Here is a 19359-nt window from a genome sequence, read left to right as displayed (position 1 = left end):
CTCCACCACGCCCTGCGGGCGCGGTCCCCCTCCCCGTTCCGGGGAGGATTTAACTGTCACGCCCGCGCCTTGGTCCGCACCGACTGGCAATAGCCGAGGGTGATCGCCAGGCCGGCGATGATCGCACCGCATCCCACGAACACTGCGGTCTGGATCGGCAGCCATGCGAAGGCCCCTGCATAGATCAGCCCGCTGATCACCATCGACCAGCCCCCGACGCGGTGAACGCGGCGCGCCACTTCGCTGGGGACGAAACGCTTGGGCATCATGTTGCCGAACCACACGACCATCAGGCCGGTGGCGCCCAGAATGATCCGCGTCACCGTGTCGTGATCGATCTGGCCCGCGCTCCGCGCCGAGCTCAGGCCCAGCGCGAGCACGATGATTCCCGCGCCCCAGGCGAGGCTGACTTTGGTTTCGCTGTTCATCCTGCAATCTCCTTGTCGGGGGCGGGCGATCCGCTGCTTCCGAATGACTCGACAAAGCCCAGCAGCGCCTCTTCCAGCACCGAGAGCTTCAGGTGATAGATGACGGACTTCCCCGCCTTTTCCGCATGAACCAGGTCAGCGTCCTTGAGCACCGCGAAATGCGCCGACATGGTCGGTTTCGACACGTCGAACTGGTCGCTCAAGTCTCCCGCACTCATCGGCCCCTTGCGCAGCAATTGCAGCACGCGGCGGCGGGTGGGATCGGACAATGCCTTGAAGACCTGGCTCATGATTCGTTAATTAGCTAATTATCGAATTGAGTCAAGTGACCGGTGCTTTCACGATCGGCCAAGTCCCGCTAAGGGCGCCGGATGACCGATCATGCTCCCGATCCCGCAATGCTGGCCAAAGCCGAAACGCTGACCGACGCGCTGCCCTATATGCAGCGGTACAAGGGCAAAACCTTCGTCGTGAAATATGGCGGCCACGCGATGGGCGATCCCGAACTGGCACGCGATTTCGCCGAGGATATCGTGCTGCTGAAAGCGGTCGGCATCAATCCGGTCGTCGTCCATGGCGGCGGGCCGCAGATCGGACAGATGCTCAAACGGCTTGGCGTCGAATCGCAGTTCGTCGGAGGGCTTCGCGTGACCGACGCGGAAACCGCGCGCATCGCGGAAATGGTTCTGGCGGGGTCGATCAACAAGGAGATCGTCAGCTGGATCGGCGCCGCCGGGGGCAAGGCGATCGGAATTTCGGGCAAGGATTCGGGCCTGGTCACCGCCAAGAAAGTCCAGCGCAGCGAAGCCGATCCGTTGCAGGGTATCGAGCGGCATGTCGATCTGGGCTTTGTCGGCGAGCCGGTCGCGGTCGATGCGTCGGTGCTGACGACTCTGTCGGGACAGGGCTTCATCCCCGTCATCGCGCCGATCGCGCTGGGCAAGGACGGCCATACCTACAATATCAATGCCGATACGATGGCAGGCGCGATCGCGGCGGCGCTGGGGGCCTCACGCTTCTTCCTGCTGACGGATGTGCCGGGCGTTCTCGACAAGGACAAGCAGTTGCTGACCGATCTCGATCCCGGCCGCATCCTGGCGCTGAAGGCCGATGGAACGATCAGCGGGGGCATGATCCCCAAGGTCGAGACCTGCGTCGCGGCGGTCGATGCCGGAGTTGACGCCGCGGTCATCCTCGACGGGCGCATTCCCCATGCGATGCTCCTCGAAATCTTCACGACCCAGGGTGCGGGCACCTTGGTCCATCGCTAAAGCGTATTATATGAGTACGGCACCGGCCCGCTCCCCCACCCCGCCCCCCAGAGAATATATTGTCCTTGGGTGGCCGGATGGGGGAGCGGGCCGGTGCCGCCGCCAACTGAGTATGTTGCCGTCTGCCCGGGCTTTCCGGTAGAAGCGCGCATCAACCCCGGAGGACCCTCTTGGAAACCACGCTCGCGATCCTTTTCGACATCGTCCAGATCCTGCTGAACGTGTTGTGGTGGATCATCGTCGTCCAGGCGATCCTGTCGATCCTGATCGCGTTCAACGTGATCAACACCTACAATGATTTCGTCAGCTCGCTGTGGCGCGGCCTCAACACGCTGACCGAGCCGATCTATCGGCCGATCCGCCGCATCCTGCCCGACACCGGGCCGATGGATTTCGCACCGTTCGTGGTGCTGATCCTGATCGCGATCATCAACTATGCGGTGATCCCGAACCTCTACGTCGCGCTGGCCGCGCCAGCGGCTTGAGCGCCGACCCCCGCCCCTGGCATAGCACCGAGGGCGGGCTGAGGATCGCGGTCCGCGCAACGCCGCGCGCGTCCAAAAGCGTGCTTTTGCCCGGCACCGCTGAGCATTTCGCCGCACGCATCGCCGCGCCTCCAGTCGAGGGCGCGGCCAATACCGCGCTGATCGAACTGGTCGCCAGAACGTTCGGTGTCGCGAAGCGCGACGTGAATCTCATCGCGGGAGAAACCGCGCGGGTAAAGCGGATCGTGATTTCAGGCGATCCCAAGGCGCTGGCGGGAATCGCCGAGAGTCTTTATGGGGCGGGCCATGAGCGCTGAGATCATCGACGGCAAGGAATTCGCGGCCGCGTTGCGCGCCCGTGTGGGTGAGGCTGCGACGGCATTCGAAGCAGCGGCGGGCCGCAAGGCGGGCCTTGCCGTGGTGCTGGTCGGCGACGACCCCGCCTCCACCGTCTATGTGCGCAGCAAGGGCAAGGCGACCGTTGCCGCCAATATGGCGAGTTTCGAGCACCGCTTGCCCGCCGATACCGATCAGGCGACGCTGGTTGCGCTGGTCGAGCAGTTGAATGCCGACGATGCCGTGGACGGGATCCTCGTCCAGCTGCCGCTTCCGAAGCATCTCGACGAGCAGGCGGTGGTCGCTGCGATCGATCCGGCCAAGGATGTCGATGGCCTGACCCCGGTGAGCGCCGGGCGGCTGGCACTGGGCATTGATGGGCTGGTCCCCTGCACGCCGCTCGGCTGCCTCTTGCTGTTGCAGGACCAGATCGGCGACCTGTCGGGCATGGACGCGATCGTGATCGGGCGGTCGATCCTGGTCGGCAAGCCGATGGCCGCGCTGCTGACCGCGGCCAATTGCACCGTCACCCTCGCCCATTCGCGCACCCGCGACCTCGCCCATCATGTCGCGCGCGCGGATATCGTCGTCGCGGCGGTGGGACGCGCAGGCTTCGTGAAGGGCGAATGGCTGAAGCCGGGTGCGACGGTGATCGATGTCGGCATCAATCGCGTGGACGGAGCGCTGGTTGGCGACGTGGAGTTCGACAGCGCGGCTTCGGTCGCTGGCGCGATAACCCCCGTTCCGGGCGGAGTCGGGCCGATGACCATCGCCTGCCTGTTGCGCAATACGCTCACGGCAGCGCACCGCCGCGCCGGGGTGACGCTGGACGAAGCCCTAGTCTGACGTCGTGAATGCGCCACATATCGCATCCGCAGCAAATTTGAACTTGTTATGATGTAACATGGCACTTAAGGGTGCGCGTAAATCACAATTTAGGAATCGCGTACCCATGAAGCATTGCGCCGCCGCCCTGCTCGCCACCAGCATTCTTGCCGCCCCCGCGCTTGCCCAGACCAGCGACCATGAGGCGCGCGACCGCAGCAGCCGCAGTGTCGTGCATGGCGATGCGACCGAAGAAGTGGTCATCAGCGCTCCGGGCATCGCACAGCTCGACCTTCTTGCCGGAACCTCGGTCGTCACCGGCGACGAGCTGGTCCGCAATATTCGCGGACAGATTGGCGATTCACTCACCCAGGTACCGGGTGTCTCCGCGACCTCGTTCAGCCCCGGCGCGTCGCGCCCGGTGCTGCGCGGCTTCCAGGGCGAGCGGGTCCGCGTCCTCACCGACGGCCTCGGCACGCTCGACGTGTCGAACACCTCGACCGACCATGCCGTGTCGATCGACCCGTTGACCGCCGAGCGGATCGAGGTGCTGCGCGGCCCTGCAGTGTTGCTGTTCGGCAGTCAGGCGATTGGCGGCGCAGTCAACGTGCTCGACCGCCGCATCCCGCGCGCGGTGCCGGAGAACATGATCCATGTCGATGCGGTCGGCACCTATGGCTCGGCAGCAGATGAGCGCAGCGGCGGCGCGGCGATCGACTTTCGCCTCAGCCCACAGATCGTCGCGCATGTGGACGGTAGCTACCGCAAGACAAACGATGTCCGGATCGGCGGATTCGTGCTGAGCCCGAGCCTGCGCGACGAACAGCTCCACATCGCCGAGGAAGAGGCTGAAGAAGGCCATGCCGAGGAAGCGGCCGAAGCATTGGAACTGGCCAACCAGCGCGGGCGCCTGCCCAATAGCGGAACCCGCACCTATACGCTGGGCGGCGGCATCGCGCTGATCAACGACGGTGGCAGCCTCGGCTTCTCGGCCGGCTATTACGACACGCGCTACGGTATTCCGACGCGCCCGGGTGCGGAACATCATCATGAGGATGAAGATCATGATGACGAGGATCATGACGAGCATGAACATGGCGAGGAGCCGGTGACGATCGCGCTCAAGCAGTTCCGCGCCGACATGCGCGGCGAAGTGAAGATCGGCGGCTTCATCGACGCACTTCGCGTCCGGGCGGGTTATTCGGATTATGAACATACCGAGTTCGAGGGCGACGAGGTCGGCACCGTGTTTTCGGCCGAGGGATTCGAGGGGCGGCTGGAACTGGTCCAGGCGGACCGCAATGGCTGGCGCGGCGTCAGCGGATTCCAGGGCTTTACACGAGACTTCTCGGCCGTCGGCGCCGAGGCTTTCGTGCCTGAGAATGTCACCGATCAATATGGCTTCTTCACGCTTCAGGAGCTCGATCTCGGCAAGCTGGGGATCGAGGGCGCGCTGCGCTATGAACGCACCAACGCCCGCGCGAACGCCGTAAAGCTCGGGCTGGAAGAAGATTCGCCCACCGCTGCGTTCGACCGCAAGTTCGACGCCTTTTCGGGCGCCTTCGGCCTGTCCTACGCAATCGCGCCGCGCGTGAAGATCGGCGCCAACGTCTCCCGTGCGGTGCGTGCGCCGTCGGCAGAGGAGTTGTTCTCCAACGGTCCGCACATCGCGACCCAGGCCTATGAGGTCGGCAACCCCAATTTCCGCACAGAAAAGAGCTGGGGCGGCGAGATTTACGCGCGCGGCAGCGCGGGGCCAGTGAAGTTCCAGGTCGCGGGATACGCCAACTGGTTCACCGACTATATCTATGAGGTCGCGACCGGCGACGAGAAAGACGAACTTCCGGTGTTCGAGTTCCGCCAGTCGGACGCACGCTATGTCGGCGTCGAGGGTGAGGTTTCGACGACCTTTATCGAGGGCGAGGAAGGCGGCTTCACTTTGGGCGGCAATCTGGTCGCCGATTATGTCCATGCCGAACTGGAAGATGGCAGCCCCGTTCCCCGCATCCCGCCGCTGCGGGTGCTTGCGGGAATCGATGCGAGCCAGGGCCAGATCGGCGGGCGGGTCGAGGTCGAACATGTCACCCGCCAGACTCGCGTCGCCGCCTTCGAGAGCGAGACGGCGGCGTTCACCCTCGTCAACGCATCGATCACCTGGCACCCGTTCGGCGAGGCGCGCGAGACCGCGCTGATCCTGTCGGCGAACAATATCTTCGACGTCGATGCGCGCCGCCATGCGAGCTTTACCAAGGATTTCGCCCCGCTGGCCGGGCGTGACATCCGCGTTGCTGCGCGGGTGAGTTTCTGACCATGCCCCCACCCCGGCGCGAGCCGGGGGTAACCCCTCCGTTTGCCCTGAGCTTGTCGAAGGGCCTGTCCTGAGCCTGTTGAAGGACGGCGAGCCCAGCGCTGTTGGGATCGCCCTTCGACAGGCTCAGGGCAAACGCAACTTTGGGTTCAAACCGGGGGCAGCGCCCAGTCGATCGCGCCGCGCCCGTTCGCTTCAAGGAAGGCGTTCGCCTTCGAGAAATGCCGACACCCGAAAAAGCCGCCGTGCGCCGAGAGCGGCGACGGGTGGACCGATTTGAGCACCAGATGCCGCGGATCGACCGACGCAGCCTTTTTCTGAGCGTGGCTGCCCCACAGCATGAACACCACTGGATCGGGCAGCGCGTTGACATGCGCGACGACCGCGTCAGTGAACCGCTCCCACCCCCGCCCCTTGTGCGACGCCGCCAGCCCCATCTCGACCGTCAGGACGTTGTTGAGCAGCAACACGCCCTGCTTCGCCCAATGCTCGAGGAAGCCGTGGCCGGGCGGATCAATGCCGAGATCGGCCTTCAGCTCCTTGTAGATATTGACCAGGCTCGGCGGCACGCGGACGCCGGGCTGGACCGAGAAGCACAGGCCATGCGCCTGCCCCTCACCATGATAGGGATCCTGCCCCAGGATCACGACGCGGATGCTGGACGGCGGGGTAAGATCGAGCGCGCGGAACCAATCACGCCCGCGCGGGAAAATGCGCTTGCCCGCCGCTTTCTCCTCCAGCAGGAACTGGCGCAGCGCGGCCATGTACGGGCTATCGAATTCGCGCTGGAGCGGTTCGAGCCAGTCGGGATGGAGATTGACGGCCATAGCGAAGGACTGGGCGAAGCGCCCCCAATCTGTCAATCGGCCGCACCAGGAGACGATGATGCACGTAAACCACGCCACCAACGCCCCCGCTGCACCGGAAATTGCATTCGATCAGTTTCTGGCCGTCGATATCCGCGTCGGCACGATCGTTGCCGCCGAACCCTTTCCAGAGGCGCGCAAGCCCGCCTACAGACTGACGATCGATTTCGGTCCGGCGATCGGGATCAAGCGATCCTCGGCGCAGATCACCGAACATTATGCGCTTGAGGACCTTCCCGGTCGACAGGTGGCCGCCGTAGTGAACTTCCCCCCGCGCCAGATCGGGCCGATGATGTCGGAAGTGCTGACGCTGGGCTTTCCCGATGCGGACGGGAAGGTCGTGCTGTTCCACCCGAGCGTGGCCGTTCCCAATGGCGGGCGACTGTTCTGATCGGTGCGCTTGCCAAGGCGGGCAGCATCAGCAAGTCTGGGGGAATCAACCCGTGGTCCAGCGGGTCTTTCACTCTGGAGGTCGAATTGCTCCGTCTTGCTCCCACTCTCTTCGTCCTTGGCTCCACCCTGTTCACGATCGCGCTGACCGCGTCGCCTGCGCTCGCCCAGCGGCTGGGAACGCCTACCCATTCCCAGCTGAATGAAGATGGAATGCGCACCACGAAAACGGCCGACGCGGCTACGGACGCCGGCGAAAAGGTCGATACGGTCGCGATCAATGCCGGGGAGACCAAGGTCGTCCGCGTCGCTGCCGGGGCAGATGCCGCGACCGAAGTCTATCTCCTGTCCGGCGGCAACCCCGCCAACACGCTGAAGATTACCGTCACCGTCAAGGGGACGACCACGACGCTCAAGGCAGCGAACACCACCGGCGGGTTGATCGGCTTCTCGATCGAGGGCGACACGAGCGGCACCGGGAGCTGGGCGCAGGCGGGCGAGGTAAAGGACCTCAAGAACCGCCAGACGTCGAGCACCGATTACCCGGTCGAACTCAAGGCGATCCGGCTGAGCGATTTCACCTTCAAGAAGAAATGACGCAATCCGCGCGGCGCGTTCAGGCGTGCCGCGCGGCAAGCAGATAATTCAAGCTCATGTCCCCGCTCAGGTGAAATCCGACAGTAGGCGAGAACCCAAGACCGGTAATGTCGGTCACCGCCATCCCCGCGTCTTCGAGCAACGCGGTCAGTTCGTCGGGAGTCAGAAATTTGTCATGATCGTGGGTGCCGCGCGGGATCATTCCCAGCCCCTCGCCCACCGTGATCATCGCGAGCCGAGAGAGAGGCGTTCGATTGGGGGTGGAGAGAACCATCAGCCCGCCCGGCGTCAGCGCGGCCGCAAGACCCGCAACGAAGGCGGCGGGATCGGCGACATGTTCGACCACCTCCATCGACGTCACCAGATCGAACGTCCGTCCGGAAACCTCCCGCTCGAACTCGCCCGCGCGATAGTCGATGGACAGGCCCGCGGCTGCGGCGTGCGCGCGGGCCGCACCGATATTCTCCGGCGCAGCATCCACCCCGGTCACCGCCGCGCCGAGCCGGGCAAGCGGCTCGCACAACAGCCCGGCGCCGCATCCGACATCGAGCGCGGTCCTGCCCTTGAGCGGCAAAAAGTCGCGCGGGTCGGTGCCCCAATGCGCATCGACTGCTTCGCGGATATAGCGCAGGCGCACCGGGTTCAGCCGGTGCAGCATCGCCGACTCGCCCTTCGGATTCCACCAGTCCGCCGCGAGTCGGCCGAAATGTTCGGCCTCGCGCGGATCGATCGTTGCAATGTTCACGCCCATCCCCGGCTTGTACCAGCCGCGCGCGGCCATCGAAAGTTAATTGACCGGTTTCGACCGGTTGCCTGACCGGACCTGGCCGTTACGCTGAACACCATGGCACCCGATCTCTCCGATCTGCTCGGCGCGCTGTTGCTCGCCCCGCGGCGCGACGCGGCGTCGGCGGATAAGGCGTGGCAGCAATTCCTGCGCTTCGTGCAGGGACGCGGGATTGATTATTGCAATTTCGCTGCGTTCGATTTCGATGCACAGGACCGCGCGACCGCGTCGATGATGGTCTCGAACATGGACCCGGCCTGGATCGAGGAATATCTGGACCAGCGCATGGACGCCCGTGACTATGTCGCGCTGCGCCGCCCGGCCAACACGGGCGGGTTTGATTGTTTCGCATTCGGAGACTGGCTGGTCCCGCATCTCGACGCGCGCACCGAAATCTCCGCCCCGGTGCTTCGTGGGGCAGCCGATTCGGGAATGCACGATGCGCTCGCGATTATCGGACGAACGCCGGTGGCGCCGGGGGCGGAAGCCAGCCGCTATGTCGGCTTCGGCCTGGGCGGTAGCGCGGGTAGCGCAGCGCACGCCGTTGCGCAGCGCAACGAACTGCTGGTGGCAGCCTATGCGCTGATCCATGCCATGCGCCCCCGTATCGACGCGGCGTTGGATGGGTTCGAGGGCGCCCTGACCCCGCGCGAGCAACAGGTTCTCGCCGCCTTTGCCCAGGGACTGCGCCGCGACCGCATCGCCCATCGGCTAGGCATCTCGCACCAGATGGTCGATCTGCATGGCGCCAATTTGCGCCGTAGACTGAAGGCCCAGACAATCGCGGAGGCCGTGGCGAAAGCGTTTCGCCACGGCCTCCTCTGACGCGCGATCAGGTAGAGGGTTTTACCGTCCGCCAGGTCACGCGGGTCAGCCCGCCGCCATTTCGGCGGTTACAGGACGAGCAGCTCGACCTGGCCTCTTCGCCGGCACGAATGCGGAAATTGCACCCCTTGAACTCGCGACCATTGCCGTAGTGGAAGGTCCAGCAGACATGCATGTCGCGTCGGGACGTGTTGCGCAGGATCGTGAAGCCCGACGTGCCCTGATTATATTCGCACGCCTCGATCTCGACCTCTCGTCCGCTGGGCCAGAAGGTGCGGTAGCAGGTCGACGCCTGCGCAACCGCCGGGGCTGCGCCGATCATCGGCAAGGGCGCGGCCGTCCCTGTCGCCAGCACCGCGGCTGCCGCCAGAACCCGGATCGATCCATTCATCTTGCTCACTCCTTACAGCAGGTCCGGAATGAAGCTGGCACCATTGACCGCTGCTCAATAGCTGGAGGAACTTCCAGCTTGCGCGCTGCAATCGGATATTTCGACCGCGTAAATTGCAGCTTTGTTGCGCAACCTAGCCTGCGCCCCTATCAGCCGCGACACATTCCGGGAGGCAGATCACAGATGGCGCGTATCGTGATGAAGTTCGGCGGCACGTCGATGGCGGGCATCGAGCGGATTCGCAATGTCGCTGCGCGGGTGAAGCGCGAATGGGAGGCGGGCAACCAGGTCGCGGTCGTCGTCTCCGCCATGGCGGGCGAGACCGACCGGCTGGTCGGCTTCTGCAAGGAAGCCAGCCCGCTCTACGACCTGCGCGAATATGATGTCGTCGTCGCATCGGGCGAGCAGGTGACGAGCGGACTGCTCGCCATCACGCTCCAGGCGATGGGGGTACCCGCGCGCAGCTGGCTCGGCTGGCAATTGCCGATCCATACCAGCAGTGCGCATGCCAGCGCACGCATCGGCACGATCGAGACCGATGCGCTCAACGCCAGCCTCGCCGATGGTCAGGTCGCGGTGGTTCCCGGTTTCCAGGGCCTGGCCGAGGACAATCGCGTGACCACCCTGGGACGCGGCGGATCGGATACCAGCGCGGTCGCGGTCGCAGCAGCGATGAAGGCCGACCGGTGCGACATCTATACCGATGTCGACGGCGTCTATACCACCGACCCGCGCATCGTTCCGCGGGCGCGCAAGCTGTCCAAGGTCACGTACGAAGAGATGCTGGAACTGGCGAGCGTCGGGGCGAAGGTGCTCCAGACCCGCTCGGTCGGGCTGGCGATGAAGGAGGGGGTGCGCGTGCGCGTCCTGTCCTCGTTTGAAGACACGCATGACGAAGAGGGCCATCGCGGCACGCTGATCGTCGGCGAAGAGGAGATCAACGACGTGGAACGGCAGCTCATCACCGGCATCGCCGCCGACAAGAACGAAGCCAAGGTGACGCTTACCAATGTCCCCGACCGGCCGGGCGCCGTCGCGCACATCTTCGGCCCGCTGGCAGAGGCCGGGATCAATGTCGACATGATCGTCCAGAATGTCGCCCACGCGACCGGATCGACCGACGTGACCTTCACCGTGCCGCGCGCCGAACTGGCCCGCGCGCTCGACGTGCTGGGCAAGGCGAAGGGACCGATCGGCTATGACGAACTGATCCACGATACAAAGATCGCCAAGATCAGCGTCGTCGGCGTCGGGATGCGCAGCCATGCCGGCGTGGCAGCGACGATGTTCGACACGCTGGCGGATCGGCGGATCAATATCCTTGCGATCACCACCAGCGAGATCAAGGTTTCGGTGCTGATCCATGAGGACGAGACCGAGCTGGCCGTCCGCGTGCTCCACACCGCCTATGGGCTGGACGCGCCGGAGGACGAAGCGGCCTGATCCAACGCGATGTCGAAGTGCAGCACCTCCTCGCGCACGCCGAGCTTGGTGTAGAGCGCGATCGCTGGCGGATCGGCATAGTCGGCCTGCACATAGATGACCCATGCGCCGGCCGCGCGTGCGATCGGCTTGAGCGCTTCGATCAATGCCGTCGCGATGCCCTTTCGTCGATGCGCCGCGGCGACGGCGAGGTCGTAGATATAGACTTCGCTTCGCGCCTGTTCGAACTTGGGCAGGATATAGGCCACAAGCGCGCCGACCACAGCGTTGCCCTCGCGCGCGACGAGCGCGACGAAGCCGGGATTGGCAAGCAGGGCCGCGACATGGGCGGCGTCGGGCGGCGCGCCGAGATAGGTTTCGGGATCGTCGAACTCGGTTCCGAACAATGCGTTCATCGCCGCGAACAGAGTATCGTCGCCGGGCTTGAGGCGATCGATCATCGCCGTCACTCCCCGATCAGATGAAGCGCGACCCGGCGGCGATGCGCCGCGGCGCGATGTTCGAACAAGAATATGCCCTGCCAGGTGCCGAGCATCGGTACGCCGCCCGTCACCGGGATCGACAAGGACGTCGCGGTGATCGCCGCGCGCAGATGCGCGGGCATGTCGTCCGGTCCCTCGTCATCATGTTCGTAGCCGCCATTTTCCGGCGCGATACGGGCGATCCAGCGTTCGAGATCGCGGCGTGCCGCCGGGGCGGCGTTTTCCTGAATCAAGAGCGAACAACTGGTGTGCCGAACGAACAGCGTGAGCAGTCCGGTCGCGATTCCGGTGTCCGCGACCCAGCGAAGCACCGCGGGGGTGAAGTCATGCAGCCCCTGCCCCGGGGTTTCTATCGCCACCTCCTGCACTGCCTGTCGCATTCAGCCGTTCTGGCGGATTGAACCTCCGTTCGTCCATGGCATTGTTGCGACATGCGTATCCTGATGCTCACAGCCTTTGCCGTGCTTGCCGCCTGCTCGCCCGCGCCGGCCCCGCCCGCCAACGACAGCGCCGGCGACCCCGTACCGATCGAATCGCCGAGGGCCCCCGCGCCGACGCCGGCACCTTCGCCCATTGCACTGCAAGCGGTCACCGAAAGCGCCGTAGGGACTCTGGAGGGAGAGCTGCGCTGCGCGTTCCTGTCTGACGAAGGGATGCTGCTGCTCGCCGGAGCGGCCGATGTCGGCGCGGACAAACGGGCCACCGCTGTCGTCATGCGCGCCGGGAAACCTGTCGGCCTGACCGCAAGCGAGACGGGCGGGTTCGACGCGCTCAGCCGTGGCGGCGCCTTTACGGGCGAGGGCCTCACCGCGTCGCTGACGCGCGGTGCAGAACGCCCGACCGATCATGAAGGATCGGGCCACACTGCCACTCTGTCGATCGAGGGCACAGGCCTTGCCGCACGCGCGATCGACGGCGTGTGGGAATGCGGCCCCTGAACTCGCCCATGCGCGCTCGCCGCTTGCCTAAGCCGGTGCCGCCCGGCTAGGCGGCAAGCATGACCATTGGTGAAGAGCGCCTTCAGCGCCGCATGGCGCGCGGTATCGAATTTCTCGGCAGCGAGACTGCGATCCTTTGCGGGGCGATGTCCTGGGTGAGCGAGCGGAACCTCGTGGCCGCCATCTCCAACGCAGGCGGCTTCGGCCTGATCGCGTGCGGGGCGATGACGCCCGAACTGCTCGACGCCGAGATCGCGGGCACGAAGGCGCTGACCGACAAGCCGTTCGGCGTGAACCTGATCACCATGCATCCGCAGCTGTTCGATTTGATCGCGGTCTGCGCCAAGCATGAGGTCACGCATATCGTGCTGGCTGGCGGCCTGCCCCCGGCGGGGTCGCTCGACGCAATCAAGGGCAATGGCGCAAAGTTGATCTGCTTCGCCCCGGCGCTCAGCCTCGCCAAGAAGCTGATCCGTTCGGGCGTCGATGCCTTGGTGGTCGAGGGGATGGAGGCCGGCGGCCATATCGGCCCGGTCTCGACCAGCGTTCTGGCCCAGGAAATCCTGCCCGAGGTCGCCGAACAGGTCCCGGTGTTCGTTGCGGGTGGAATCGGGCGGGGGGAGGCGATCGCCGGCTATCTCGACATGGGCGCGGCGGGCGTCCAGCTCGGCACCCGCTTTGCCTGTGCGACCGAAAGCATCGCGCACCCCAATTTCAAGAAAGCGTTCTTCCGCGCCAGTGCACGCGATGCGATCTCCAGCGTCCAGATCGACCCGCGCCTGCCGGTCATCCCCGTCCGCGCGCTCAAGAACGCCTCGTCCGAGCTGTTCACCGCCAAGCAGCGGGAGGTCGCGCAGCTATTGGACGAGGGCAAGGTCGAGATGATGGAGGCCCAGCTCCAGATCGAGCATTATTGGGCGGGCGCGCTGCGCCGCGCGGTGATCGAGGGCGATGTCGACAATGGTTCGCTGATGGCCGGCCAGTCGGTCGGCATGGTGACGAAGGAAGAACCCGTCGCGGACATCATCGCCCAGCTGATGGCCGAGGCGGCAGCAGCGCTGGAGAAGCGGGCGGCTTAGCTCGAGCGCGCCGAAAAACTGCCCGACAGGAAGCGACCCCGTTGCGGGCGTTGGCATAGCTTCGCCAATCGGAGACAAGTTGCAGTTAGTCCGTCAAGTCAATTGCCGGGACAATCTACCTTCCAAAATGGAACTGGAACCCATAAGACAGTCTGAACGCAGACGCCGGTTCTTACAAATCTGTGAACCCTAAATGGGTTCCACCATGCCCCACCCCTTGCACCAGAAGCCATTCAATTACCCCCCTACTTTCGATATTCATGAGTAAATTAGGTAAGAAGATATAGCAATACGTATTTCCCATTTGCCCTGTCCTTTTGAGTGTAAGCGCGGCGACCGGTTTCGACCAAGCATTTAGATCGGGCTGTCGGACTAATCGACAACTTGTCTCCGATTGACGCTAGATACCATTTCCCAGAACTGGCCCAAGCCACGAGATTTCGCCACTCAACCAATGCGGTTGAGCGGGCGATCTTGTAGCTTGACGTCTGATAACCACCCACTTCCCGCCGTTTAAACATCGGCGAGGTCGCACTGAAAGCGGTCAGGCCAGAGGGCGTCACTTCGCGACGTTCCGTCGCAATCGCTTCACGGCCCAGCCAAGTCGGGCGGCGACCGGCACCGGCTCATCCCATTTTCCCGCGCATTTAACCACTCATTGACTCTCCCCTGCTTGGGTGGGCGCCATGAACCGCGTACTCCTTGCCATGCCCCTGCTCGCGCTGGCGAGCGCGTGCGCGGCGCCCGAACGCGTCTCCGCACCCGCGCCGCTTCCCGTCGCGCCGCCGGTGCGCGCCGTCGCGCCCAGCCCGCCCGATGGCGCTGCGGCCGGGCTTGCCATCCCCGCACGCCTAGCCGACGGCAGCTATGCGACGCCCAACCGGGCGCCGTCCCCCGCCGCGGCGATGTGGCATCTGCGCGCCGCCTTCAACGTCGCTGCGCTCAGCTGTCCGGATGACGATGGGGCAATGGCGTATAATCGGATGCTCGCCGCGCATCGACGCGACCTGGCGGCGGCACATCGCGAACTCGCCGCGCAGCATGGCGACCGCTTCGATTCCGTGATGACGCGGCTCTACAATTATTTCGCGCAGCCGCCGGTGATGGCGCAGTTCTGCGCGGCGGCGCTTCCGCTGCTGCGCGAGGCGACGACGCTGCCAGCGGGAGAGTTCGCGACCTTCGCGCCCCGGGCGCTCGCCGCAGTCGACCGCCCGTTCACCGAATTCTACGCCCGCTACGACGCTTGGCGCATCGATCTTGCCGCTTGGCAACGCGGCGAGAGCGCGGTTCCCCAGTTGCGCTACGATACCGCCGTCTTCGAGGCAGTGCCGACGGTCACCGGCGGCACGCAGCGATTGGCGGGCCGCTGACGATCGTTTCGGACCCGAACGCGCCTCGCCGCGTTTGATCCGGCGAAGCCCGTCGGGCTGCGGTACGGAGAGTCAAGGTGTGAGCGGGACCATCGTCATTCCGGCAGCGGCGCTGGCGGTCGCGATTGCGATCACCGCCGCGCTGATGCTCAGCAAATTTGGCCGCTCCGACCAGTGGATCGCCACCGTCACTCCGCTCGCCTCGATCATCGGATCGGGCTTTCTGGTATGCGGGCCGCTGCTGGCGCGCGAATTCGGCCTCTATGCCACGCCGGCGATGGCGGTGCTGTTGCTGCTCGCCTATGCGATCGGCGGGGTGGTCCGGTTCAACATCGCACATGCCGAGCCGCATCTGGCACAGGCCGGGGGCAGCGACACGGCGCACTGGCTGGCACGGGTGGGACAGGTCGTCCTCGCCATCGCCTATGCCGTGTCGGTCGCCTATTATCTGAAGCTGCTGGCGATGTTCGCGCTCAAGGCGGCGGGCTCGCATTCGGAACTGATCGCCAATGTCATCGTCACCGCGATCCTCGGCGTGCTGGCCCTGCTGGCGCTCAGCGGGGGCCTGCGCCGCGTCGAGCATGTCGCCCATGCCAGCGTATCGATCAAGCTGGGGTTGATCGGCGGCCTGCTCGCCGCGCTGGCGATCGGATGGACATGGCACGGCGAGTCGGCGGGATCGGCACCTGTTCCCGTCGCGCACCTCGACTTTCAGAGCCTGCTCCTGCTGCTCGGCCTGCTCATTACCGTGCAGGGCTTCGAGACCTCCCGCTACATGGGCGAGGAATATGACGCGCCGACGCGCATCCGCACGATGCGCCATGCGCAACTGATCGCGGCTGGGATCTACATCGTCTTCCTCGTCCTGCTCACGCCCTGGCTCGGCGATGCCGCACATAGCAAGGGAGTAGCAGGCGTGCTCGACGTGATGACAGGCATCGCGGCACCGCTCGCATCCTTGGTCCTTGCCGCCGCCGTCGCCAGCCAGTTGTCCGCGGCGGTTGCGGACGCGATCGGATCGACCGGCATCGCGATCGAACTGTCGGGCAAGCGGCTGGGCGTGCCCGCCGGGTTCATGATCGCGGCGGGGCTCTCGGTCGCGGTAACCTGGTTCACCAACTCGGTGATGGTGATCGCCCTCGCCTCGCGCGCATTCGCCGCCTATTATGCGATCCAGTGCGGCATCGCGATCGTCGTCGCGCGGACGGACGAAAAGGCGGGGTGGATCCGGATGGCCGGCTTCGGCGCGCTCGCGCTGATCTGCGTCGCCGCGCTGCTTTTCGGCGCCCCCGCAGAGGGCGAGGGCTAGGCCAGTCCGCGACGATCTGATAGCGCCATCCCATGCCCGTTTCCGCCGCCGCCTCCGCCCGCGAAATCCTGACGCGGCTGCACGATGTGATGGCGTCGCGCACCCCCGCGCAATCGAAGCTGAACGCGGTGGTCGAGATCATCGGCGAGTCGCTGCGCAGCGAAGTCTGTTCGATCTATCTGCTGCGCGAGGGCGTGCTGGAGTTGTTCGCAACGCGCGGGCTGGCGCAGGAGGCGGTGCACGTCACCAAACTGGCGCTGGGCGAGGGTCTGGTCGGCATGATCGCGCGCAATGTCGAGACGCTGAACCTCGACGAAGCGGCCAGCCACCCCGACTTCGCCTATCGCCCCGAAACGGGCGAGGAGAAATATCACAGCTTCGCGGGCGTTCCGATCATCCGCAAGGAGCGCGCGGTGGGCGTGCTCGCGGTGCAGCATTCCGATCCGCGCCGCTACGAAGAAGTCGAGATCGAGGCGCTCCAGACCGTCGCGATGGTGCTTTCCGAACTGATCGCCAATGCGGGACTCGTCGACGAAGCCGGCGCGACGGGGGGGGCGACGCGCCCGCAATCGACCGCCACCGCGCGGATCACCGGGTTCAAGCTGGTCGAGGGCATGGCGGCGGGCGCCGCGGTTTTTCACCAGCCGCGCATCACCATCGAACATACCGTCGCCGAGGATACCGAGGCCGAGCGCCATCGCGTCTATGCCGCATTCGACAAGATGCGCGAGCAGATCGACCGGATGACCAGCCAGGCCGATTTCGGCGCTGCGGGCGAGCATGACGAGGTCCTCGAGACCTACAAGATGTTCGCCTATGACGAAGGCTGGAGCCGCCGCATCAACGAGGCGATCGACAGCGGCCTGACCGCCGAGGCGGCGATCGAGCGCGTTCAGCAACGCACCCGGATGCGGATGCGGCAGATCGACGATCCGCTGCTGCGCGACCGGATGCACGATCTGGAGGACCTGTCGAACCGCCTGCTGCGGATCGTGTCGGGCCAGCTCGGCACTGCGGCCCAACTCGGCTTGCGGCAGGATTCGATCCTGATCGCACGCAATCTGGGTCCCGCCGAACTGCTGGAATATGACCGCCGCCGCCTCAAGGGCGTGGTGCTTGAGGAAGGATCGCTGACCGCGCACGTCACCATCGTCGCGCGCGCGATGGGCGTGCCGGTGCTGGGCCGGGTCAAGGACATCCGCCGCCTGGTCGCGGAGGGCGACCGGCTGCTGATCGACGTGACCGAGGAAACGCTGGTCATCCGTCCGTCGCTGGCGATGGAAGAGGCGTTCGACGCCAAGCTGCTGGTTACCCAGAAGCGCCGCGCCGCCTTTGCCGCGCTCAAGAATGTCGCGCCGGAGACGAAGGATGGGCAGCGGATCACGGTGATGGTCAATGCGGGCCTTCGCGACGATGTCGCCGCGCTCGACCTCACCGGCGCCGACGGGATCGGCCTGTTCCGCACCGAATTCCAGTTCCTCGTCTCCGCCACTTTGCCCCAGCGCGAGGGGCAGAAGCGGCTGTATAAGGATGTCCTGGACGCAGCGGGCGACCGCCCGGTGATCTTCCGCACGGTCGATATCGGCGGCGACAAGGCGCTGCCCTATCTCGACCATGACGAGAATGGCGACGAGGAAAATCCCGCCATGGGCTGGCGCGCGCTGCGCCTCGCGCTCGACCGCGAAGGCTTGATGAAGGTGCAGGCGCGTGCGCTGCTGGAGGCGGCGGCGGGGCGCACGCTCAACGTCATGTTCCCGATGGTGTCGGAACCCTGGGAGTTCGATGAGGCCCGCGCGCTGTTCGAAGCGCAGCGCATCTGGCTGGAGGGTCGCGGCCATAAATTGCCGTTGCATATCCGCTATGGCGCGATGCTGGAGGTGCCGGCGCTCGCCGAAGTGCTCGATATCCTGCTGCCACGGCTCGATTTTCTGTCTGTCGGCACCAACGATCTGACTCAGTTCCTGTTCGCCGCCGATCGCGCGCATCCCAAGCTGGCGGTGCGCTACGACTGGCTCAGCCCCTCGATTCTGCGCTTCATTCGGCGCGTCACGCGCGAGGCGAATGCCGCAGGGATTCCCATCGCGGTGTGCGGCGAGATGGGTGGAAGGCCGCTGGAGGCGATGGCACTGATCGGCCTTGGCATCGATCGCCTGTCGATCACCCCCGCCGCGGTGGGTCCGATCAAGGCGATGGTCCGGTCGCTCGACCGCGCCGCGCTGGCTCCCGCACTGGAAACGCTACTCGCGAAGCCTCCGGGCGACATGCGCGCAGCACTCGAAGCGTGGGCGGTGGCGCACGGAGTCGAGCTTGCCTGATCGAATCGCCCGAAAAACCGGGCATTTCAGGTAGTGCGCACGTTGACATGGCTTTAAGGATAGGCGCAGGCGCGAACCTTGGCCCATTACGACCGGAGGGAATTGAATGGACGGCGAACCCGGCGAAACCCCGAACCTTTTTCCGGAGAAGGTAGGGGAAAAGCTGCGCGATGCGCGGCTCGCCCAGGGGATGGAGCTGTCCGACGTGGCCGCGCGCACCCGCGTGCCGCTCCGCCACCTCCAGGCGATCGAGGCGTCGGACTATTCGGGGCTGCCCACCCCGACCTATGCGATCGGCTTTGTAAAGGCCTATGCGCGAGCGGTCGGCGCGGATGAGGTAGCGCTGGCCAAGGAGTTGCGCCAGGAAACTTCCGACACCTTCGCCGCGCGCGAAGTCTATGAAAGCTATGACCCCACCGATCCGGTGCGCGAACCGCCCAGCGGGATCGTCTGGGCGGGAGCGGCGATCGCGCTGCTGCTCGTCGGCGCGCTCGCGCTTTGGTACGGCACCGATCTGTTCCGTGGCGGCACCGCGATTGCTCCCGAACCGGCGGTGACCGCGACACCGACTCCCGCGCCGACCCCAAGTCCGACGGCATCGCTCACCGGCGGCCAGGTGACGCTGACCGCGACCCAACCTGTGTGGCTGCGCATCTATGATGCGACCGGCGCGCGCTTGTTCGAGAAGGAGATGGCGGTAGGCGAGCGGTATGATGTGCCGCGCGACGCCAATAATCCGATGATCAACCTTGGCCGTCCGGAGGCGGTCCAGGTGACGATCAACGGATCGAACGTGCCGCCGCTGGGCGAGGCGGGACGCGCGATCAAGGACGTGCCGGTGAGCGCAGAGGCATTGCGCGCGCGCGCATCGACTGCGGGCGCGGTGCCGACGCCGGGCACTTAAGGCTGGGGTC

General features: G+C 65.5%; 22 protein-coding genes. 15 read left to right on the top strand and 7 right to left on the bottom strand.

Translation table 11 applies throughout. From position 1 onward, the window contains the following. Positions 1-56: 56 nt before the first annotated feature. Positions 57-428 carry an SdpI family protein gene (locus FPZ54_RS17615; RefSeq protein WP_186456823.1) on the bottom strand — a complete coding sequence of 124 codons (372 nt, stop codon included), beginning with the start codon at positions 426-428 and terminating at the stop codon, positions 57-59. Then, the gene (locus FPZ54_RS17610; protein ID WP_145849118.1) at positions 425-718 is read right to left on the bottom strand and encodes an autorepressor SdpR family transcription factor; all 294 of its coding nucleotides are present in this window, start codon (positions 716-718) and stop codon (positions 425-427) included. Before FPZ54_RS17610 ends, FPZ54_RS17615 begins: the two co-directional genes overlap by 4 nt. A gap of 81 nt (positions 719-799) precedes the next feature. Here FPZ54_RS17610 and argB point away from each other — a divergent pair, with 81 nt between their 5' ends. The 5 genes from argB (at position 800) to FPZ54_RS17585 (ending at position 5653) form a co-directional block, all read left to right on the top strand. Continuing rightward, on the top strand, positions 800-1699 hold the full coding sequence (gene argB / locus FPZ54_RS17605) for an acetylglutamate kinase (protein WP_145849117.1): 900 nt from the start codon (positions 800-802) through the stop codon (positions 1697-1699). A gap of 170 nt (positions 1700-1869) precedes the next feature. Further along, the gene (locus FPZ54_RS17600; protein ID WP_239019626.1) at positions 1870-2184 is read left to right on the top strand and encodes a YggT family protein; all 315 of its coding nucleotides are present in this window, start codon (positions 1870-1872) and stop codon (positions 2182-2184) included. Further along, on the top strand, positions 2181-2501 hold the full coding sequence (locus tag FPZ54_RS17595; RefSeq protein ID WP_145849116.1) for a DUF167 domain-containing protein: 321 nt from the start codon (positions 2181-2183) through the stop codon (positions 2499-2501). The genes FPZ54_RS17600 and FPZ54_RS17595 overlap by 4 nt, the downstream gene beginning before the upstream one ends. Continuing rightward, the gene (gene folD / locus FPZ54_RS17590) at positions 2491-3366 is read left to right on the top strand and encodes a bifunctional methylenetetrahydrofolate dehydrogenase/methenyltetrahydrofolate cyclohydrolase FolD (protein ID WP_145849115.1); all 876 of its coding nucleotides are present in this window, start codon (positions 2491-2493) and stop codon (positions 3364-3366) included. The genes FPZ54_RS17595 and folD overlap by 11 nt, the downstream gene beginning before the upstream one ends. 106 nt (positions 3367-3472) lie before the next feature. Further along, entirely contained in the window at positions 3473-5653 is a 2181-nt protein-coding gene (locus tag FPZ54_RS17585) for a TonB-dependent receptor (protein ID WP_145849114.1), read from the top strand. Between the two features lie 149 nt (positions 5654-5802). Here FPZ54_RS17585 and ung read toward each other — a convergent pair whose 3' ends face one another. Next, positions 5803-6480, bottom strand: coding sequence for a uracil-DNA glycosylase (gene ung, locus FPZ54_RS17580; protein WP_145849113.1), 678 nt, complete (start codon positions 6478-6480; stop codon positions 5803-5805). Positions 6481-6538: 58 nt separating this feature from the next. On the opposite strand from ung, the gene FPZ54_RS17575 reads away from it, so the two are divergent. After that, positions 6539-6910 carry a tRNA-binding protein gene (locus FPZ54_RS17575; RefSeq protein WP_145850003.1) on the top strand — a complete coding sequence of 124 codons (372 nt, stop codon included), beginning with the start codon at positions 6539-6541 and terminating at the stop codon, positions 6908-6910. A gap of 86 nt (positions 6911-6996) precedes the next feature. Then, positions 6997-7506 carry a hypothetical protein gene (locus FPZ54_RS17570; RefSeq protein ID WP_145849112.1) on the top strand — a complete coding sequence of 170 codons (510 nt, stop codon included), beginning with the start codon at positions 6997-6999 and terminating at the stop codon, positions 7504-7506. Positions 7507-7525: 19 nt separating this feature from the next. On the opposite strand, the gene ubiG is transcribed toward FPZ54_RS17570, so the two are convergent. Then, positions 7526-8287, bottom strand: coding sequence for a bifunctional 2-polyprenyl-6-hydroxyphenol methylase/3-demethylubiquinol 3-O-methyltransferase UbiG (gene ubiG / locus FPZ54_RS17565; protein ID WP_239019625.1), 762 nt, complete (start codon positions 8285-8287; stop codon positions 7526-7528). A gap of 63 nt (positions 8288-8350) precedes the next feature. Between ubiG and FPZ54_RS17560 the strand changes: the two genes are divergently transcribed. Next, the gene (locus FPZ54_RS17560; RefSeq protein WP_145849111.1) at positions 8351-9118 is read left to right on the top strand and encodes a helix-turn-helix transcriptional regulator; all 768 of its coding nucleotides are present in this window, start codon (positions 8351-8353) and stop codon (positions 9116-9118) included. A 7-nt stretch (positions 9119-9125) separates the two neighbouring features. Here the strand turns inward: FPZ54_RS17560 and FPZ54_RS17555 are convergent, their stop codons facing one another. Next, positions 9126-9509: a hypothetical protein gene (locus FPZ54_RS17555; RefSeq protein ID WP_145849110.1), complete on the bottom strand. Its 384-nt coding sequence runs from the start codon at positions 9507-9509 to the stop codon at positions 9126-9128. A 183-nt stretch (positions 9510-9692) separates the two neighbouring features. Here FPZ54_RS17555 and FPZ54_RS17550 point away from each other — a divergent pair, with 183 nt between their 5' ends. Next, entirely contained in the window at positions 9693-10952 is a 1260-nt protein-coding gene (locus FPZ54_RS17550; RefSeq protein WP_145849109.1) for an aspartate kinase, read from the top strand. Here FPZ54_RS17550 and FPZ54_RS17545 read toward each other — a convergent pair. Beyond that, the gene (locus tag FPZ54_RS17545) at positions 10916-11392 is read right to left on the bottom strand and encodes an AAC(3)-I family aminoglycoside N-acetyltransferase (RefSeq protein ID WP_145849108.1); all 477 of its coding nucleotides are present in this window, start codon (positions 11390-11392) and stop codon (positions 10916-10918) included. The genes FPZ54_RS17550 and FPZ54_RS17545 overlap by 37 nt on opposite strands. 5 nt (positions 11393-11397) lie before the next feature. Then, a complete protein-coding gene (locus FPZ54_RS17540; RefSeq protein WP_145849107.1) occupies positions 11398-11814 on the bottom strand; it encodes a secondary thiamine-phosphate synthase enzyme YjbQ in 417 nt (138 codons plus the stop codon). Between the two features lie 51 nt (positions 11815-11865). On the opposite strand from FPZ54_RS17540, the gene FPZ54_RS17535 reads away from it, so the two are divergent. From FPZ54_RS17535 to FPZ54_RS17510, 6 genes are all read left to right on the top strand, one after another. Then, complete coding sequence (locus FPZ54_RS17535; RefSeq protein ID WP_145849106.1) at positions 11866-12372, top strand: hypothetical protein; 507 nt, start codon at positions 11866-11868, stop codon at positions 12370-12372. A gap of 59 nt (positions 12373-12431) precedes the next feature. Further along, positions 12432-13451, top strand: coding sequence for an NAD(P)H-dependent flavin oxidoreductase (locus FPZ54_RS17530; protein ID WP_145849105.1), 1020 nt, complete (start codon positions 12432-12434; stop codon positions 13449-13451). 686 nt (positions 13452-14137) lie between these two features. Beyond that, positions 14138-14821: a hypothetical protein gene (locus FPZ54_RS17525; RefSeq protein WP_145849104.1), complete on the top strand. Its 684-nt coding sequence runs from the start codon at positions 14138-14140 to the stop codon at positions 14819-14821. Positions 14822-14900: 79 nt separating this feature from the next. Then, positions 14901-16130: a hypothetical protein gene (locus FPZ54_RS17520; protein ID WP_145849103.1), complete on the top strand. Its 1230-nt coding sequence runs from the start codon at positions 14901-14903 to the stop codon at positions 16128-16130. A 32-nt stretch (positions 16131-16162) separates the two neighbouring features. Further along, positions 16163-18445: a phosphoenolpyruvate--protein phosphotransferase gene (gene ptsP / locus FPZ54_RS17515; RefSeq protein WP_145849102.1), complete on the top strand. Its 2283-nt coding sequence runs from the start codon at positions 16163-16165 to the stop codon at positions 18443-18445. Positions 18446-18551: 106 nt separating this feature from the next. Continuing rightward, positions 18552-19349, top strand: a complete 798-nt coding sequence (locus FPZ54_RS17510) for a helix-turn-helix domain-containing protein (protein ID WP_145849101.1) — start codon at positions 18552-18554, stop codon at positions 19347-19349. Positions 19350-19359 lie beyond the last annotated feature (10 nt).

Source organism: Sphingomonas suaedae, assembly GCF_007833215.1.
GTDB classification, from domain to species: domain Bacteria; phylum Pseudomonadota; class Alphaproteobacteria; order Sphingomonadales; family Sphingomonadaceae; genus Sphingomonas; species Sphingomonas suaedae.
This window is presented reverse-complemented; position numbering and strand designations above follow the sequence as displayed.

Bases quoted from the DNA above. Each gene is read 5' to 3' on its own strand.
- FPZ54_RS17615 (WP_186456823.1), bottom strand. From the start codon at position 428: ATGAACAGCGAAACCAAAGTCAGCCTCGCCTGGGGCGCGGGAATCATC.
- FPZ54_RS17610 (WP_145849118.1), bottom strand. From the start codon at position 718: ATGAGCCAGGTCTTCAAGGCATTGTCCGATCCCACCCGCCGCCGCGTG.
- argB (WP_145849117.1), top strand. From the start codon at position 800: ATGACCGATCATGCTCCCGATCCCGCAATGCTGGCCAAAGCCGAAACG.
- folD (WP_145849115.1), top strand. From the start codon at position 2,491: ATGAGCGCTGAGATCATCGACGGCAAGGAATTCGCGGCCGCGTTGCGC.
- FPZ54_RS17585 (WP_145849114.1), top strand. From the start codon at position 3,473: ATGAAGCATTGCGCCGCCGCCCTGCTCGCCACCAGCATTCTTGCCGCC.
- ung (WP_145849113.1), bottom strand. From the start codon at position 6,480: ATGGCCGTCAATCTCCATCCCGACTGGCTCGAACCGCTCCAGCGCGAA.
- FPZ54_RS17575 (WP_145850003.1), top strand. From the start codon at position 6,539: ATGCACGTAAACCACGCCACCAACGCCCCCGCTGCACCGGAAATTGCA.
- ubiG (WP_239019625.1), bottom strand. From the start codon at position 8,287: ATGGCCGCGCGCGGCTGGTACAAGCCGGGGATGGGCGTGAACATTGCA.
- FPZ54_RS17560 (WP_145849111.1), top strand. From the start codon at position 8,351: ATGGCACCCGATCTCTCCGATCTGCTCGGCGCGCTGTTGCTCGCCCCG.
- FPZ54_RS17555 (WP_145849110.1), bottom strand. From the start codon at position 9,509: ATGAATGGATCGATCCGGGTTCTGGCGGCAGCCGCGGTGCTGGCGACA.
- FPZ54_RS17550 (WP_145849109.1), top strand. From the start codon at position 9,693: ATGGCGCGTATCGTGATGAAGTTCGGCGGCACGTCGATGGCGGGCATC.
- FPZ54_RS17545 (WP_145849108.1), bottom strand. From the start codon at position 11,392: ATGATCGATCGCCTCAAGCCCGGCGACGATACTCTGTTCGCGGCGATG.
- FPZ54_RS17540 (WP_145849107.1), bottom strand. From the start codon at position 11,814: ATGCGACAGGCAGTGCAGGAGGTGGCGATAGAAACCCCGGGGCAGGGG.
- FPZ54_RS17535 (WP_145849106.1), top strand. From the start codon at position 11,866: ATGCGTATCCTGATGCTCACAGCCTTTGCCGTGCTTGCCGCCTGCTCG.
- FPZ54_RS17530 (WP_145849105.1), top strand. From the start codon at position 12,432: ATGACCATTGGTGAAGAGCGCCTTCAGCGCCGCATGGCGCGCGGTATC.
- FPZ54_RS17525 (WP_145849104.1), top strand. From the start codon at position 14,138: ATGAACCGCGTACTCCTTGCCATGCCCCTGCTCGCGCTGGCGAGCGCG.
- ptsP (WP_145849102.1), top strand. From the start codon at position 16,163: ATGCCCGTTTCCGCCGCCGCCTCCGCCCGCGAAATCCTGACGCGGCTG.
- FPZ54_RS17510 (WP_145849101.1), top strand. From the start codon at position 18,552: ATGGACGGCGAACCCGGCGAAACCCCGAACCTTTTTCCGGAGAAGGTA.